Origin of the sequence: Paracoccus suum, from assembly GCF_003324675.1 — a bacterium.
Classification (GTDB): domain Bacteria; phylum Pseudomonadota; class Alphaproteobacteria; order Rhodobacterales; family Rhodobacteraceae; genus Paracoccus; species Paracoccus suum.
Genome location: NZ_CP030918.1, coordinates 1248590 through 1263206 on the forward strand (window position 1 = coordinate 1248590; position 14617 = coordinate 1263206).

The 14617-nt window shown below is 64.7% G+C and carries 15 protein-coding genes; 8 read left to right on the forward strand and 7 right to left on the reverse strand.

All coding sequences use genetic code 11. The features are described from left to right. Positions 1-33: 33 nt before the first annotated feature. The 4 genes from DRW48_RS06010 to DRW48_RS06025 form a co-directional block, all read right to left on the reverse strand. Entirely contained in the window at positions 34-813 is a 780-nt protein-coding gene (locus DRW48_RS06010; protein ID WP_241963444.1) for a bifunctional allantoicase/(S)-ureidoglycine aminohydrolase, read from the reverse strand. A gap of 149 nt (positions 814-962) precedes the next feature. After that, entirely contained in the window at positions 963-2378 is a 1416-nt protein-coding gene (gene puuE, locus DRW48_RS06015; RefSeq protein ID WP_114077398.1) for an allantoinase PuuE, read from the reverse strand. A 126-nt stretch (positions 2379-2504) separates the two neighbouring features. Then, the gene (locus tag DRW48_RS06020) at positions 2505-3005 is read right to left on the reverse strand and encodes a MarR family winged helix-turn-helix transcriptional regulator (protein ID WP_114075619.1); all 501 of its coding nucleotides are present in this window, start codon (positions 3003-3005) and stop codon (positions 2505-2507) included. A 91-nt stretch (positions 3006-3096) separates the two neighbouring features. Next, positions 3097-3378, reverse strand: a complete 282-nt coding sequence (locus tag DRW48_RS06025; RefSeq protein WP_241963393.1) for a succinate dehydrogenase assembly factor 2 — start codon at positions 3376-3378, stop codon at positions 3097-3099. Between the two features lie 87 nt (positions 3379-3465). Between DRW48_RS06025 and DRW48_RS06030 the strand changes: the two genes are divergently transcribed. Both DRW48_RS06030 and DRW48_RS06035 read left to right on the forward strand, forming a co-directional pair. After that, entirely contained in the window at positions 3466-4668 is a 1203-nt protein-coding gene (locus DRW48_RS06030) for a pyridoxal phosphate-dependent aminotransferase (RefSeq protein WP_114075620.1), read from the forward strand. A gap of 52 nt (positions 4669-4720) precedes the next feature. Next, complete coding sequence (locus DRW48_RS06035) at positions 4721-5104, forward strand: host attachment family protein (RefSeq protein WP_114075621.1); 384 nt, start codon at positions 4721-4723, stop codon at positions 5102-5104. A gap of 57 nt (positions 5105-5161) precedes the next feature. On the opposite strand, the gene DRW48_RS06040 is transcribed toward DRW48_RS06035, so the two are convergent. Next, the gene (locus tag DRW48_RS06040; protein WP_114075622.1) at positions 5162-5407 is read right to left on the reverse strand and encodes a hypothetical protein; all 246 of its coding nucleotides are present in this window, start codon (positions 5405-5407) and stop codon (positions 5162-5164) included. Positions 5408-5504: 97 nt separating this feature from the next. Here DRW48_RS06040 and DRW48_RS06045 point away from each other — a divergent pair, with 97 nt between their 5' ends. Further along, complete coding sequence (locus DRW48_RS06045; protein WP_114075623.1) at positions 5505-6383, forward strand: LysR substrate-binding domain-containing protein; 879 nt, start codon at positions 5505-5507, stop codon at positions 6381-6383. Between the two features lie 78 nt (positions 6384-6461). Here the strand turns inward: DRW48_RS06045 and DRW48_RS06050 are convergent, their stop codons facing one another. Beyond that, a complete protein-coding gene (locus DRW48_RS06050; protein WP_114075624.1) occupies positions 6462-7244 on the reverse strand; it encodes a 3-hydroxybutyrate dehydrogenase in 783 nt (260 codons plus the stop codon). 260 nt (positions 7245-7504) lie between these two features. Between DRW48_RS06050 and DRW48_RS06055 the strand changes: the two genes are divergently transcribed. From DRW48_RS06055 to DRW48_RS06065, 3 genes are all read left to right on the forward strand, one after another. After that, positions 7505-9382 carry an extracellular solute-binding protein gene (locus DRW48_RS06055; RefSeq protein WP_114077400.1) on the forward strand — a complete coding sequence of 626 codons (1878 nt, stop codon included), beginning with the start codon at positions 7505-7507 and terminating at the stop codon, positions 9380-9382. A 100-nt stretch (positions 9383-9482) separates the two neighbouring features. Continuing rightward, positions 9483-9836 (forward strand): hypothetical protein, encoded by a 354-nt coding sequence (locus DRW48_RS06060; RefSeq protein ID WP_114075625.1) that lies wholly within the window; start codon positions 9483-9485, stop codon positions 9834-9836. A 452-nt stretch (positions 9837-10288) separates the two neighbouring features. Then, complete coding sequence (locus DRW48_RS06065) at positions 10289-11515, forward strand: DEAD/DEAH box helicase (protein ID WP_162784809.1); 1227 nt, start codon at positions 10289-10291, stop codon at positions 11513-11515. Positions 11516-11582: 67 nt separating this feature from the next. On the opposite strand, the gene DRW48_RS06070 is transcribed toward DRW48_RS06065, so the two are convergent. Next, a complete protein-coding gene (locus DRW48_RS06070; protein WP_114075626.1) occupies positions 11583-12005 on the reverse strand; it encodes a VOC family protein in 423 nt (140 codons plus the stop codon). Between the two features lie 143 nt (positions 12006-12148). Here DRW48_RS06070 and thyX point away from each other — a divergent pair, with 143 nt between their 5' ends. Then, positions 12149-13054, forward strand: a complete 906-nt coding sequence (gene thyX, locus DRW48_RS06075; RefSeq protein ID WP_114075627.1) for an FAD-dependent thymidylate synthase — start codon at positions 12149-12151, stop codon at positions 13052-13054. Continuing rightward, positions 13051-14610 (forward strand): P-loop ATPase, Sll1717 family, encoded by a 1560-nt coding sequence (locus DRW48_RS15885; RefSeq protein WP_162784687.1) that lies wholly within the window; start codon positions 13051-13053, stop codon positions 14608-14610. The genes thyX and DRW48_RS15885 overlap by 4 nt, the downstream gene beginning before the upstream one ends. The last annotated feature ends 7 nt before the right edge of the window (positions 14611-14617 follow it).

Here is a 14617-nt window from a genome sequence, read left to right on the forward strand (position 1 = left end):
ACCCCCCGCAGACGGCGGCGCGGCTGGTCGCTCTCAGCGACCTACCGGCCAGAGCGGCGCGTGGCGGTTCACGTCCTTGTAGAGCAGGTAGCGAAATTTGCCCGGGCCGCCAGCGTAGCAGGCTTGGGGGCAGAACGCGCGCAACCACATGAAATCGCCTGGTCCGACCTCGACCCAGTCGCGGTTCAGGCGGTAGACGGCCTTGCCTTCCAGCACGAACAGGCCGTGTTCCATGACATGCGTCTCGGCGAACGGGATCGAGCCGCCGGGTTTGAAGGTCACGACCGTGATGTGCATGTCGTGGCGCAGGTCGGTCGGGTCCATGAATCGGGTGGTCGCCCAGGCGCCCTCGGTGTCGGGCATCTCGGACGGGGCGATGTCACCTTCGTGCACCACGAAAGCCGGGGGCTTCTCGATCCCCGCGGCAGGCTGCCAGCGTTTGCGCCACCAGTGAAAGCCGGCATTTCCAGGGGTTGCGTTATGCACCGACCATAGGGCGCCTGCGGGAATATAGGCGAAATGACCGGGCCGCAGGCGGCTGGTGACGCCATCGACCGACAGGTCCATCTCGCCGCCGGTGACGAAGATCGCAGACTGGACAGTCGGATCGTCCTCGGCCCGGTCGCAGCCGCCGCCCTCGGCCAACTCGACGATGTACTGGCTGAAGGTTTCGGCGAAGCCGCTCAGCGGGCGCGCCAGCATCCACATCCGCATGCCGGTCCAGCCGGGCAGAAAGCTGGTGACGATATCGCGCATCACAGTGCGCGGAATGACGGCATAAGCTTGGGTAAAGACCGCGGTATCTGTCGTCATCCCTGTCTGCGGCGGCAGTCCCGCGACGGGGCCGGCATAGGTCGGGCCGGAGCGGGGCGGCGCCTTCGGTGCCGTTTCGATCACGTCGCTGACGACGGGCGCGATATCGCCCTTGGGCGCGGTTGCCGGGCCTTCGGCCGGGGTGCTGGTCATGCCTCGGTCTCCATCAGGGACTTGATGCGCAGGGCGGCGATGCGGGCGACCTGGCGCTCGGCCTCGTCCCGCTCGGTCGCGGTGTCGTTCTGCACCCGGCGCTCGAAAGCGCGCAGGATGCCAGGCTTGTCGTGATCGCGCACGGCGATGATGAAGGGAAATCCGTGCTTGGCGATATAGGCGTGGTTCAACTCGGTGAACCGCGTGCGCTCGTCATCGGTCAGGGCGTCGAGGCCGGCCGAGGCTTGCTCGGACGTGCTGTCGGGGGTCAGGCGGCGGGCCGCGGCGAGTTTTCCGGCCAGATCGGGGTGCGCGTTCAGGACCGCCAGACGCTCTGCGTCGGAAGCTGCGCGGAAATGTTGCGCCATGCCCGCGGCCAGCCCCTCGGCGCTGTCGTGAACCGCGCCCATCTCGGTGTCGAACAGGCGTTCGGCAACCCAGGGCGAATGCTCGAACACGCCGCCGAACCGCTGCAGGAAGCTGTCCCGGTCCATCTGCGAGGGGCGGGTCCGCGCAACATAAGGGTGAACCGCCGCCCAGTGACGCGCGATGTCGAGGCGGGTCGCGAACCAGACCCCTTCGTGGCTGCGCGCGTGATCGAGGAACCGCTGGATCGCCATCGCCCGGCCGGGTCGGCCGGCGAGGCGGCAGTGCAGGCCGATCGACATCATCTTCGGCGCACCCGCCGCGCCCTCGGCATAGAGCACGTCAAAGCCGTCGCGCAGGTAGTCAAAAAACTCGACCCCCGTGCCAAAGCCCTGGCCGCTGGAAAAGCGCATGTCGTTGGCGTCCATCGTATAGGGCACCATCAATTGCGGCTTGCCCTGATGAACATGCCAATAGGGCAGGTCGTCGGCGATGCTGTCAGCGAGATAGGCAAAGCCGCCTTCCTCGCACCCCAGCGGCACCGTGTTCATCGAGGTGCGGCCTTGGTAGAAACCATAGGGCCGCTCGCCGGTAACGGCGGTGTGCAGGCGGATCGCCTCGGCGATATCGCGGGCCTCGTCCTCGCGCGGGACGTTGCGGTAATCGATCCACTTCAGGCCGTGGGTCGCGATTTCCCAGCCGGCGGCCTGCATCGCCGCGACCTGCTCGGGCGCGCGGGCAAGGGCAGTCGCGACGCCATAGACCGTCACCGGCACATCCTGCAGCATCCGGTGCAGGCGCCAGAAGCCGGCGCGGGCGCCGTAATCGTAGATCGATTCCATGTTCCAGTGCCGCTGCCCAACCCAGGGCTGGGCGCCGATGATCTCGGACAGGAATGCCTCGGAGGCGGCATCGCCATGCTCGATGCTGTTCTCGCCGCCCTCCTCGTAGTTCACGACGATCTGGACCGCGATCCGCGCACCGCCCGGCCATTTCGGATCCGGGGTGTGCCGACCATACCCCCGCATGTCACGGCTATAGCGCATCTGCATCCCCCGGCTGTGATTGCCGGTAAATCGCAGGTGGGCGCGCAAAGGCCAATGCCGAAAGACTGAAAGCTGTGTTCACCAACTCGGCCCAACGGGCGGGCGGTTGGCCGCTGCGGGGCCGGATCAGTAAATGTAGCGGATCTGATCGCCCCAGAAACGCTCGATCCGGCGCCACTGGCGATTCACCCCCTCCAGCGGCGGATCGTCGAGCGTGCCCGACATCGCAAGGCCGTCGGCATGGCGCGCGAACAGGGCCGCCACGGTGCGGCGGATCGCGATGCCTTGGGGCGTCAGGCGGATCCTCACCGCGCGGCGGTCGATATCCGAGCGTTCGTGATGGACATAGCCCATCATCACCAGCTTCTTCAGGTTATAGCTGACGTTGCTGCCCTGATACATGCCGCGCGAGCGCAACTCGCCCGCCGAAACCTCCGAGCCCCCGAGGTTGTAGAGCAGCATGGCCTGAACCGGGTTCAGATCGATCCCGAGCCGCTCGAACTCGTCCTTCACCAGGTCCAGCAGCAGCCGGTGCAACCGCTCGAGCAGGTGGATGCTTTCGAAATAGCGGGCGCGCGGGTCCTCACCCTCGTTGCGGGCAGGCAGGTTTTGAACTTGTGAAAGCATCGGTCGCCCCTGTCTTGCTGAGGGCAACCTGGCAGCAATTCCCTGATGTCCGGTTAATACCGGGCAGAAATCCCGCGGATGGCTAAAATCGTCAGGATTTCGCCAGCCGGGCCGCTGCCGCCGCGGCGATGCGGTCGATCAGCGGGGCATATTCAGCCGGGGCGGGGCTGCCGGTTCCCCCACCGCTGGCAGCGATGACCCAAGCATAGAGATCCTGGTCATTCTCCTCCAGCAAGGCGGCATAGGCATCGCGCTCGCGGGGCGGCATTGCCGGCAGCTCGGCCTCGGCAAAGGGGCCCAGCAGCAGGTCCATCTCGCGCATTCCCCGCCGCCAGCTGCGCATCGTCAGCATCTTCACAGCCGTGTCGGTCATCGCCCTGGTCCCCATTGCCTGAAACGGCGCGCGATCCTATGACGGCGACGCCCCTGACACCAGCCGCCCCCATACAGGATACCGGACATGGCCTTCCTCTCGGACGCGTTGGAGCGCGTCAAACCCTCTGCCACCATCGCCATGAGCAGCCGCGCGCGCGAGCTGGCGGGCGAGGGGCGCGATATCATCAGCCTGTCCGCCGGCGAGCCGGATTTCGACACGCCCGCCCACATCCGCGAGGCGGCCAAGGCCGCCATCGACGCCGGCCACACGCGTTATACCGCTGTTGACGGCATCCCCGAACTGAAGCGCGCCATCTGCGACAAGTTCGCGCGCGAGAACGGCCTGAGCTATACCCCCGCCGAGGTCACCGTTGGCACCGGCGGCAAGCAGGTGCTCTACAACGCCCTGATGGCGACGCTGAACCCCGGGGACGAGGTGGTCATCCCGGCGCCCTATTGGGTCAGCTACCCGGACATGGTGCTGCTGGCGGGCGGCACGCCGGTGCCGGTCGAATGCCCGATGGAGCAGGATTACAAGTTGTCGCCGCAGCAGCTGGAGGCGGCGATCACGCCGCGCACCAAGTGGCTGATTCTGAACTCGCCCTCGAACCCCAGCGGCGCGTGTTACACCGTGGACGAGTTGAAGGCTCTCGGCGAGGTGCTGCTGCGCCACGATCATGTCTGGATCATGACCGACGACATCTACGAGCACCTGACCTTTGACGGGCTGCCCTTTGCTACCATCGCCGCGGTTGAGCCAGGGTTGAAGGATCGCACGCTGACGGTAAACGGCGTCAGCAAGGCCTATGCCATGACCGGCTGGCGCATCGGCTATGGCGCCGGCCCCGCTGCGCTGATCAAGGCGATGGGCACGCTGCAATCACAATCGACCTCGAACCCCTGCTCGATCGCCCAGTACGCGGCGCTGGCGGCCCTGACGGGCCCGCAGGACTATATCGAGGAAAGTCGTGCGGTCTTTCAGCGCCGCCGGGATCTGGTGGTTAGTGGCCTCAACCAGTGCGCCGGCATCACCTGCCCGACGCCGCAGGGGGCGTTCTACGTCTATCCCTCGATCGCGGGTTTGATTGGCAAGACTTCAGCCAAGGGCACCTCGATCACTGATGACGAAGCCTTTGCCAGCGCCCTGCTGGACGAGACGGGGGTTGCCGTGGTTTTCGGCGCGGCCTTCGGCCTCGGACCGGCGTTCCGCATCAGCTATGCGACCTCGGACGCGCAACTGACCGACGCCGTGGCCCGCATCCGTGCCTTCTGCGGCGGCTGCGCCTGACCGGAACCCCGGCGGCGAGGGGGCGTTTGGCGTGGTAACATCGGAGGACACCATGCTTGCCCATAACGCTCTCGTCGTGGTCGCGGACGGTCATCAGGCGATCCTGTTCCGCAACACGGCCAAGAACAGCATCGAATTGAACGAGGTCGAGCGCGTCTCGCCCAGCAACCTGCAGGACGAGAGTCAGGGCAAGCAGCCGCAGGAGACGACGCCCAAGGACGAGGACGAGGCGACCTTTGCCAAGCAACTGACCGAGCGGCTGAACCGCATGGTGCTGCAGAACAAGGTCGATGAACTGGCCATCATCGCCGACCCCAGCACGCTTGGCATGATGCGCAAGCATTACCACAAGGAATTGCAGGGGAAGCTGGCGAAGGAGGTCGCAAAGACGCTGACCTCGTCCACCGGGTTGGAGATTGCCAAGGCGCTGGAGTAACAGCGCGGCAGGATTGGCGAGCCCCGGTGCATCCGCCCGGGGCTCGTCTTTTTTTTATCACCAGTAGGCGCCACGTGCCCGCAGATCGAACGTGCGGGCATCGGCTTGCGGGGCGGCGTAGGGGCTGACAAAGCCGATGTCGGCCTGCAGATGCGGGGGTAGGGCCGCCATCTGGCGAACCGCCCGGCGCAGCTTGGCCTCGGCAATATAAGCCGAGATGCGCTGGCGAATGCCGCTGGCGGGGCGCGGGACGTCCCGTGTGACGGGGGTGGCGGGCGCGAAAGCGTGGGTCGCGAAGGACATTGCAGCCTCCTGAATGATTGGTCTGCGTGCCTTGAATATGCTATCGTTGGGACCGCCCGACCAATTCGACCTTCGCAACAACCCATAAGTGTGGCTAATGTCACTGCCGCCCCTCCCAGCCTTGCGCGTGTTCGAGGCCGCGGCCCGTCACCTCAGCTTTACGGCGGCGGCGGCCGAACTGGGGATCACCCAGGCGGCCGTCAGCCACCAGATCAAGCTGCTGGAGGGGATTCTGGGGGCACCGCTGTTCCTGCGCCAGCCGCGCGGCATTGCGCTGACGGTCCTGGGCGCGCGTCTGGCGCGCCCGACCACGCTGGCCTTTGACCAGTTGCGCGACGCCTTTGCCGAAGAGGCGCGGCTGGCGCGAACCCTGACCATTTCGACCTTCTCGTCGGTTGCGGCCAACTGGCTGGCCCAGCGGATCGGACGCTTCCAGATGGCCCATCCCGACCTCGCGGTGCGGCTGGACACCTCGGACCAAGTGGTCGATTTCGCCCGGTCCGAGGTCGACGTCGCCATCCGCCACGGCAGCGGCGCGTGGCCAGGGCTGGTCGCGGTCAAGCTGTTCGAGATGGTCTATTCACCCATGCTCTCGCCCCAACGGCTGGCCGACTGGGGGCCGTTGGAGCGGCCCGAGCAGATCATTCCTCTGCCATGGCTCGATAACATGGACCCGGCCTGGCATGCATGGCTGACCCAGGCCGGTGTCGATCGCGGGGTATGCGACACGCCCCCGCGCCCCTCGCTCGGCAGTCAGGTCCACGAGGCGCGGGCGGCCATGGCAGGCGAAGGTGTGGCCTTGCTCAGCCCCCGCTTCTTCCGGTTCGAGCTGGCAACGGGGCTCCTGGTCCAGCCGTTCGAGCAGGTCTTTGGCCTCGGCACCGATTGCTGGCTGGTCTATCCCGAGGCACGCCGCAACCGGCCCGCGATCCGACAGCTACGCCAGTTCCTGTTGGCTGAGGCGGCGGCGGGTTGAATCGCCCCGCCGCCAGTCACAGCGTCGCTCGGTTGTTCATGCTGCGCGCGGCAGGCAAAACTGGGACCGGCGTCAGGGTCACAGCGCAGTCCAGCCACCATCCACGCTGATCGTCGTCCCGGTCACCTGATCGGCGGCGGGCGAGCACAGGAATACTGCCGTCCCGCCGATCTGCTCGGCGGTGACGAACTGCCCGGAAGGCTGGCGCGCCAGCATCACCTTGGCGATCACATCCTCGCGGCTCATGTTGTGGGTCTTCATCTGGTCGGGGATCTGTCCCTCGACGATCGGGGTCAGCACGTAGCCGGGGCAGATCGCGTTACACGTGACGCCGCTTCCCGCAGCTTCGAGCGCAGTGACCTTGCTGAGGCCGACAATGCCGTGCTTGGCCGCGACATAGGCCGACTTGAACGGGCTTGCCGTGAGGCCATGGGCGGAGGCGACGTTGATGATCCGCCCCCAGCCGCCGGCGCGCATCGCGGGCAGGGCTGCAGCCGTCGTGTGGAAAGCACTGGTGAGGTTGATGGCGATGATAGCGTCCCAGCGCTCGACAGGGAAATCCTCGAGGGGCGAGACGAACTGGATGCCCGCGTTGTTGACCAGGATGTCGCACCCTTCAGCCTCGGCGATCAGGCGGCGGCAATCCTCGCCCCGGCTCATGTCGGCGGGGATGTAGCGCACCGCGACGCCGAACTCGGCCGCCAGATCGCGCGCCAGTTCGTGATCCTCGGGCCGGTCGGTAAAGCTGTTGATGACGACGTCCGCGCCGGCTGCGGCAAATGCGCGCGCAATCCCAAGGCCGATGCCAGAGTTGGATCCCGTGACGACCGCGCGCCGCCCCTCAAGTGTTTTGTCCGCCATGATGGCCCCCCTGCTGCGGGGCCACCATACCCGACCCGGCGGCGGGCGCGAGGGGCTGCGCAGGCAGAAAAAAAACGCCCGCACGAAGCGGGCGCCAAGTCATGAGGCAGGTTTCATACAGGCAAGAAACCTATCGAGCAGTGCATTCTTATTACGCTTTTCCGCTGGTTGATCCAAGGCAAAATTGCGAAATGCGCCCGGCGGCGATAGGGTCCGGCGCAAGGCGCGGCGGCAGACCGCGGCAACGCGGCGGGCGCAGGATGCGAATCTTCAAATTCTCTAACGATTGCGCGAGCAGGGGCAGGGGGACCGTCCTCGGCCTCGTGCTGGCGGGTGTTGCCGCGATGCCGCTGGCAAGCCGGGCTGAAGGCGTCCCGGCGCCGACCGAAGGGCTGGCGATGTATGGTGAGCCGGCCCTGAAACCGGGCTTTCAGAGCCTGCCTTACGTGAACCCGGACGCGCCCAAGGGCGGAACGATTCGCCTCGGCGAGCCGGGCTCGTTCGATTCGCTCAAACCTTGGGTGTTGAAGGGAAATCCGGTCCAGCCCCTCAGCTTTCAGCCAAACCTCGTGGTCGAGACGCTGATGATGCGCTCGCTGGACGAAGCGTTCACCCTCTACTGCCTGCTGTGCGAGAGTGTGCAGACCGACGACGCGCGCAGCTATGTCGAGTTCACGTTGCGCCCCGAGGCGCGCTTCAGCGACGGCAGCCCGGTCACGGTCGAGGATGTGATCTGGTCGCTGGAAACGCTGGGCACCAAGGGTCATCCGCGGTATCTGGGCACCTGGGCTAGGGTGGCCAAGGTTGAAAGCCCCGGTCCGGGGCGGGTGCGGCTTACATTCACTGCGCCCGATCGCGAACTGCCGCTGCTGATGGGGATGCGGCCGATCCTGAAAAAGGCGCAGTGGCAGGGGCAGGATTTCTCGCAAAGCGGGCTGACGCCGCCCATCGGCTCGGGGCCCTATGTCGTGGGCGAGGTCGATCCCGGCCGGCGTATCACCTTTCAGCGCAATCCCGATTACTGGGCCAAGGACCTGCCGATCACGCGCGGGCTGAACAATTTCGACACGGTCCGCTATGATTATTTCGCCGACAGCAACGCCATGTTCGAGGCCTTCAAGGCAGGCGAGATCGACGTCTGGCGCGAACAGAACGCCGCCCGTTGGGCCCGCGATTTCAGCTTCGCCGCCGTCACCGACGGCCGCGTCATCAAGGAGGAGATCGCGCACCAGCGTCCCTCCGGAATGATCGGGCTGGTGATGAACACCCGCAACCCGATCTTTGCCGACTGGCGGGTGCGCGAGGCGATGATCGACGCCTTCAACTTTCGCTTCATCAACAACACGCTGACCGGCGGGGAGGATGCCCGCATCACCTCGTATTTCGACAATTCGCCGCTGGCGGCGGGCGCGGGGCCGGCCACTGGCGCTGTCCTCGACCTGCTCAAGCCCTTCGCTGCCGACCTGCCGCCCGGCACGCTTGAGGGCTACGCACTGCCGGAAGGCAGCGACCGCCCCCTTGATCGGAAGGCGATCCGCGGCGGCCTGAAGCTGCTGGAGGAGGCTGGCTGGACCGTGCAGGACGGGCTGCTGAAGAACCAGGACGGCAAGCCCTTCGCGTTCGAGATCGTGCTGAACCAGACCGGCTCGGCCATGCGGTCCTCCTCGGAGGTGCAGCAGATGGTCAGCATCTATGTCGAGGCGCTGCGCAATCTGGGCATGCAGGTCCAGGTCACGACGCTGGACAGCGCCCAGTATGTCGAGCGGGTGAATAATTACCGCTTTGACATGACCTGGTATGAACGTGCCCTGTCCCTCAGCCCCGGCAACGAGCAGACGCTCTACTGGGGCAGCGAGGGCGTGACCGAGCCGGGAACGCGCAACCTGATGGGCGTTGCCTCGCCCGCGGTCGATGCGGTGATCGCCGCGCTGCTGCAGGCACGCGACGATGCCGGGTTCAAGGCGGCCGTGCAGGCGCTCGACCGGGTGCTGACTGTCGGGCGCTATGTCATCCCGGTCAGCTTTCAGCGCGCCTCGCGCATGGCGGTGAGCGCAAGTCTGGCCCATCCGAAGCGCCTGCCGGTCTATGGCGACTGGCCCGGCTGGATGCCCGACGCCTGGTGGCAAAAACCGCAGTAATTGCCCCATTGCAGCCCGAACTGCCGGAACCCGGATGGCCGCGCGCGGTTGACGGGCTGAAGCCGGCAGCAAGCGCGCGGCATGACGAAAGGGCAGGACCATGAAATGGCAGCACGTCCAGGCGAATTGGCCGGCGTTCTTTGACGCGATCACCTCGCGGTGGCCGGATGCGGACCCGGATGAGCTGGACAATATCGACGGTGATCAGCGCGCCTTCATCGCCTACATCGCCGATCTGGAAGAACTGGAGCCCTCCGAGGCGCGCGAGGAAATTCGCGAGTGGATGGAGGGCGAGATCCCGGCCGACGTCGTGATGGATCCGGTGCACGACAACCGCTCGATCACGCTGTCGGCCAAATATGTCGGCGAGGGCGAGGACGAGTCCGATGACGATGCCCGCTTTGGGGATGACGACGAAATCCCCAATGATGGCGACCGCACCGGGCGCGTGTAGCGGACTGGGTGCCTGGCGCCTCCTGTTCGGAAGCAATGGTGGCGAGCAAAGGGGCAAGAGCATTGACTTTTCGTCACCTCCCGCCTAACTCACCCAAGTCGCCGCCAGCTGCCGCGTGAGTAGCTGCAGGATCGTCCTGCCGTGGCCCGACACCTCATCCGGTTCCCGTCTTCACGCGTGGGTTCCAGCGGGTCCTGACCTTCCCGCTTGCCTATGCAGCCGTCCGCCTTTGCGGACCGGCCCAGCCTCGCGCCCGTCAGGTGGCGCCGGGCACGACGGAGACTGACATGACCACGACGACCACCAATGCCCCGGCCCGCCACGCTGACGCCGGCAAGCCCGCCCGTCCGCCCCGCGGCCGTCGCGGCGGCACCTATACTGGCCCCAAGACCGAGAACATCGGCCGCCGGGCGCCCCCCCGCGATCCGCTGGCCGAAGGCCCGTTCTTCGACATGGGGATCGATCCGCGCATCTGCGCCAACCTGCCCGCCATGGGCCTGAACCAGCCGACCCCGATCCAGTCCGAGGCGATCCCCGCGATCGTCGCCGGCCGTGACCTGCTGGGCCTCGCCCAGACCGGCACCGGCAAGACAGCGGCCTTCAGCCTGCCGATGCTGACCCGCCTGCTGGCCGTCGGCAAACGCCCCGAGCCGCGCTGCTGCCACGCCCTGATCCTCGCCCCGACGCGCGAGCTTGCGACCCAGATCGCGGCCAATGTCGACAGCTATGCCGAAGGCACGCCGATTCGCAGCTTTCGCGTTGTCGGCGGCGCCTCGATCAACGTCCAGATCGAGCGTCTGTCGCGCGGCGTCGATGTCCTGATCGCCACCCCCGGCCGCCTGATCGACCTGATCGAGCGCGGCGCCGTTGACCTGACCCGCACCACCTACCTGGTGCTGGACGAGGCCGACCAGATGCTGGACATCGGGTTTATCCATGCTCTGCGCCGGATCGCCCGCCTGCTGCCCAAGTCCCGTCAGACGATGCTGTTCTCCGCCACCATGCCCAAGCTGATGTCCGAGCTTGCCGACAGCTACCTGTCCGAGCCGGTGCGCGTCGCCGTGAACCCGCCGGGCAAGCCCGCCGACAAGATCGCGCAAGGCGTGCACTTCGTGAACCAGGGCGACAAGGCGACGCTGCTGGCGGAATACCTGCGCAAGCACGCGGGCGAGCTGGCGATCGTCTTTGGCCGCACCAAGCATGGCAGCGAAAAGCTGGCCACGCTGCTTGGCAAGTGGGGCTTCTCGGTCGCCGCGATCCACGGCAACAAGAGCCAGGGTCAGCGCGAGCGTGCCCTGGCCGGGTTCCGCGCGGGCCAGACCCAGGTCCTGGTCGCGACCGACGTCGCCGCGCGCGGCCTCGACATCCCCGAAGTGGCGCATGTCTACAACTTTGACCTGCCCGACGTCGCGGAAAACTATGTCCACCGCATCGGCCGCACTGCGCGCGCCGGTCGCGACGGTCGCGCCGTCGCCTTCTGCGCCCCGGACGAGGCCGGCGCGCTGCGCGACATCGAAAAGGCCATCAAGGCCGACATCCCGGTGATCGGCGGCGAACCCCCGCTGCGCCCGGTGCCGCAGCGCGCGCGCGGTGGCGGCAAGCCGGCGGGCCTCGACGGCGGTCACAAGCGGCCGGCGCGGCGCCCCTCGCGTCAGCCCCGCGCACAACAGCGCGGCTGAGACGCCAGAACCAATGCGAAAGGGCGGCCCCACGGCCGCCCTTTTTTACATCCGCCGCGGCCCCGGCTTACCAGTGGCCGGTGTTCGGCATGCTCGCCCAAGGCTCTTGCGGGGGCAGGTGGCCGTCCTGCAGCAATTCGACCGAAACATTGTCGGGGCTGCGCACAAAGGCCATGTGCCCGTCGCGCGGCGGGCGGTTGATCGTCACCCCGGCATCCATCAGCTTCTGGCAGAGGCCGTAAATATCGTCGGTGCGATAGGCGAGGTGGCCGAAATGCCGGCTGTCCGACGGCAGGCCATCGTCGCCATCCCAATTGTAGGTCAGCTCGACCGGCGCCTCGGGTTGGTCAGGCGGCGCCATGAACACCAGCGTAAAGCGGCCCTTTTCATTCTCCATCCGCTGGATTTCCTCCAGCCCCAGCAGTTTGAAAAAGGCCATCGTCTTATCAAGGTCCAGCACCCGGACCATCGTGTGTTCGTAACGCAGCATGGCTCACCATCCCAGTTGCAGCCCAAGGGCCGGATAGGCGCAATGTCGCACGGAGCGGGGACGAGGGCCACCGCCCACAGCCCGTTGCGCGAATCCCCCGAAGCCGCCACAAGATGTGCCAACACCCCACGCCGGAGCCTGCCATGACCCTAACCCCTGACCAGACCGCCGAAATCGACGCCGCCCGCGCGGCCGAATCGCGCACCCTGCGGCCGGTCAGCCCGGGGATGGAGGCGCGGCTCTATACCGCGCATCCGGTGCTCGATCACGGCTTCGTCCGGGTTATCGACTACATGGGCGACGATTCGGCCATCGTGCAGGCGGCGCGGGTCAGCTACGGCCGCGGCACGAAGAAGGTCAGCGACGATGCCGGGCTGATCGCCTACCTGATGCGGCACTGGCACTCGACCCCGTTCGAGATGTGCGAGGTCAAGTTCCACGTCAAGCTGCCGATCTTCGTCGCCCGCCAGTGGATCCGACACCGCACGGCAAATGTGAACGAGATCAGCGCCCGCTATTCGATTCTCGACCGCGAATTCTATATTCCCGCGCCCGAAAACCTCGCCGCGCAGTCCGCCTCGAACCGGCAGGGCCGGGGCGAGGCGCTGGAGGGGGACGAGGCGCAGCGCGTCCTAGACTGGCTGCGCGACGACGCGACGCGCGCCTATGACCATTACGAGGCGATGCTGGGGCAGGAAGGGCAGCAGGGCCTCGCCCGCGAACTCGCCCGCATGAACCTGCCCGCGAATGTCTATACGCAATGGTACTGGAAGTGCGACCTGCACAACCTGTTCCATTTCCTGCGCCTGCGCGCCGACCCCCACGCGCAATTCGAGATCCGCGTCTATGCCGAGGCCATGGCCGAAATCACTGCCGACTGGGTGCCGCTCGCCTACGCCGCCTTCGAGGACTACCGCATGGGCGGCGCGCAATTGTCAGCGAAGGGCGTGAAGGTGCTGAAACGGCGCTTGCGCGGGGAGGTGGTCTCGCAGGAGGATAGCGGGATGAGCAAGGGCGAGTGGCGGGAGTTTGAGGGGGTGTGGGGGTGAGGGAACTTGCACAGATCGAAAACTTCGGCGGAACCGACGCAGACGATGATCCACTTTTATTGGTCGCCTTTGAGGATCACCGCTCCTATATCGCAGTGCACGATCTGCGGCGATACGTCGTTTTAGGTCGCAAGGGATCAGGTAAGACCGCGATTTTCCGCAAGCTCTTAAACACGGATACCGGGAATGTTCTTGTGGAAGGCCACGTTTTTTCTGATTATCCGTGGCACCACCACGCTATGCAAAGATCGACAGGAGTCCCAGACGAGCTTTGCTATGTGTCGAGCTGGGAGTACCTCATAAATGTGTCGTTCGCAAAGATTTTATTGAATAGAGATGAGTCATATCCTTATGCGGAGGAGGCTTGGGACAGTGCTGCTCTCCTAGAGAGGTTCATTGTCGATACCTATGGTGTGCGTGATCCGCTAATCAGCAACGTGTTTACGCCATCCCATGGCATATCGGTGTCCGGAAAATTAGGCATTGATCTAAAGCTAGCAAGTCTCGAAGTTGCGGCGGAGCGAGTGCCCTTTGATCATTTGCCGACTATTGTTCAAGAGGTAAATCGCAACCTTTTGAACGCAATTTTGACGTCAGCGAACCCTGACATAAAATACATTGTTTGTTTTGATGAACTGGACTTGGGTTTCACGCCTGGGGACGCGGATTATGCTCACCGCCTCATGGGCTTGTTGGTAGCCGCGAAGCGCTTCAACAGTGACGCGAGGAAGATGAAGCGCTCTCTTCTCGTAGTCGTATTCTTACGAACTGACATATTTAACATTCTGCGATTTGAAGATAGAAACAAAATCCTTGAGGGAGGAGCTACCACCATTTCATGGGACACTACTCCAGCTTCTGACAAGTTGTCATCTTTGATGGAGAAGCGTTTCGCTAGTGTCTTAGCTGCTGGCCGGAACGTGGCTTGGGATGATGTCTTCGAAGATCAGGACATGACAAGCCGTCAGAGAAAATACTCGCATATGCTTGATCGGACATTTCTTCGACCAAGAGATATGATCAAATTTTGCAATGAGGTTCTTGTCGCCTATAAAGTCCGTGGCGGTTCTGGGAAGTTCTCCAACGCAGATATTATTAGCGCCCGCAGGCCCTATTCTCTTTACCTTTATAGGGAGCTAGAAGATGAGCTTCCAAAACACTATCCAGATTACGCGATATATTTCGACATCGTTAAAGAAGTGGGAGTAACTCAATTCTCGAAAAATGCTTTTTCACTAGCATATGATCAGCATAAAGGCAGGTTATCAGAGGAAGTGCCGGCAGACGCGGTTCTGGCAAGACTTTTTGAGTTCTCCATCATTGGGTACTTAAAGTCAGGCGGAGGAGCAGTCGGTAGTCTATATGTATGGAAGCATAAGGACTCTGACGCAGTCTTCGACGATCGGGCACTCTGGTACCGAGTGCACTACGGGTTGGTAGAGTATTTGGAGCTGAGGAGACGCCAAAGGCGAAGGGAGCGTCTGGGAGTTGAGGAGTGCACTGACGTTGAGGCTGCCGTGGATGAGTTAGAAGCGGACGAGGTTCCTGACAACTAAGCTTCAA

Bases quoted from the DNA above. Each gene is read 5' to 3' on its own strand.
- DRW48_RS06010 (WP_241963444.1), bottom strand. From the start codon at position 813: ATGACGACAGATACCGCGGTCTTTACCCAAGCTTATGCCGTCATTCCG.
- puuE (WP_114077398.1), bottom strand. From the start codon at position 2,378: ATGCGCTATAGCCGTGACATGCGGGGGTATGGTCGGCACACCCCGGAT.
- DRW48_RS06020 (WP_114075619.1), bottom strand. From the start codon at position 3,005: ATGCTTTCACAAGTTCAAAACCTGCCTGCCCGCAACGAGGGTGAGGAC.
- DRW48_RS06025 (WP_241963393.1), bottom strand. From the start codon at position 3,378: ATGACCGACACGGCTGTGAAGATGCTGACGATGCGCAGCTGGCGGCGG.
- DRW48_RS06030 (WP_114075620.1), top strand. From the start codon at position 3,466: ATGGCCTTCCTCTCGGACGCGTTGGAGCGCGTCAAACCCTCTGCCACC.
- DRW48_RS06035 (WP_114075621.1), top strand. From the start codon at position 4,721: ATGCTTGCCCATAACGCTCTCGTCGTGGTCGCGGACGGTCATCAGGCG.
- DRW48_RS06040 (WP_114075622.1), bottom strand. From the start codon at position 5,407: ATGTCCTTCGCGACCCACGCTTTCGCGCCCGCCACCCCCGTCACACGG.
- DRW48_RS06045 (WP_114075623.1), top strand. From the start codon at position 5,505: ATGTCACTGCCGCCCCTCCCAGCCTTGCGCGTGTTCGAGGCCGCGGCC.
- DRW48_RS06050 (WP_114075624.1), bottom strand. From the start codon at position 7,244: ATGGCGGACAAAACACTTGAGGGGCGGCGCGCGGTCGTCACGGGATCC.
- DRW48_RS06055 (WP_114077400.1), top strand. From the start codon at position 7,505: ATGCGAATCTTCAAATTCTCTAACGATTGCGCGAGCAGGGGCAGGGGG.
- DRW48_RS06060 (WP_114075625.1), top strand. From the start codon at position 9,483: ATGAAATGGCAGCACGTCCAGGCGAATTGGCCGGCGTTCTTTGACGCG.
- DRW48_RS06065 (WP_162784809.1), top strand. From the start codon at position 10,289: ATGGGGATCGATCCGCGCATCTGCGCCAACCTGCCCGCCATGGGCCTG.
- DRW48_RS06070 (WP_114075626.1), bottom strand. From the start codon at position 12,005: ATGCTGCGTTACGAACACACGATGGTCCGGGTGCTGGACCTTGATAAG.
- thyX (WP_114075627.1), top strand. From the start codon at position 12,149: ATGACCCTAACCCCTGACCAGACCGCCGAAATCGACGCCGCCCGCGCG.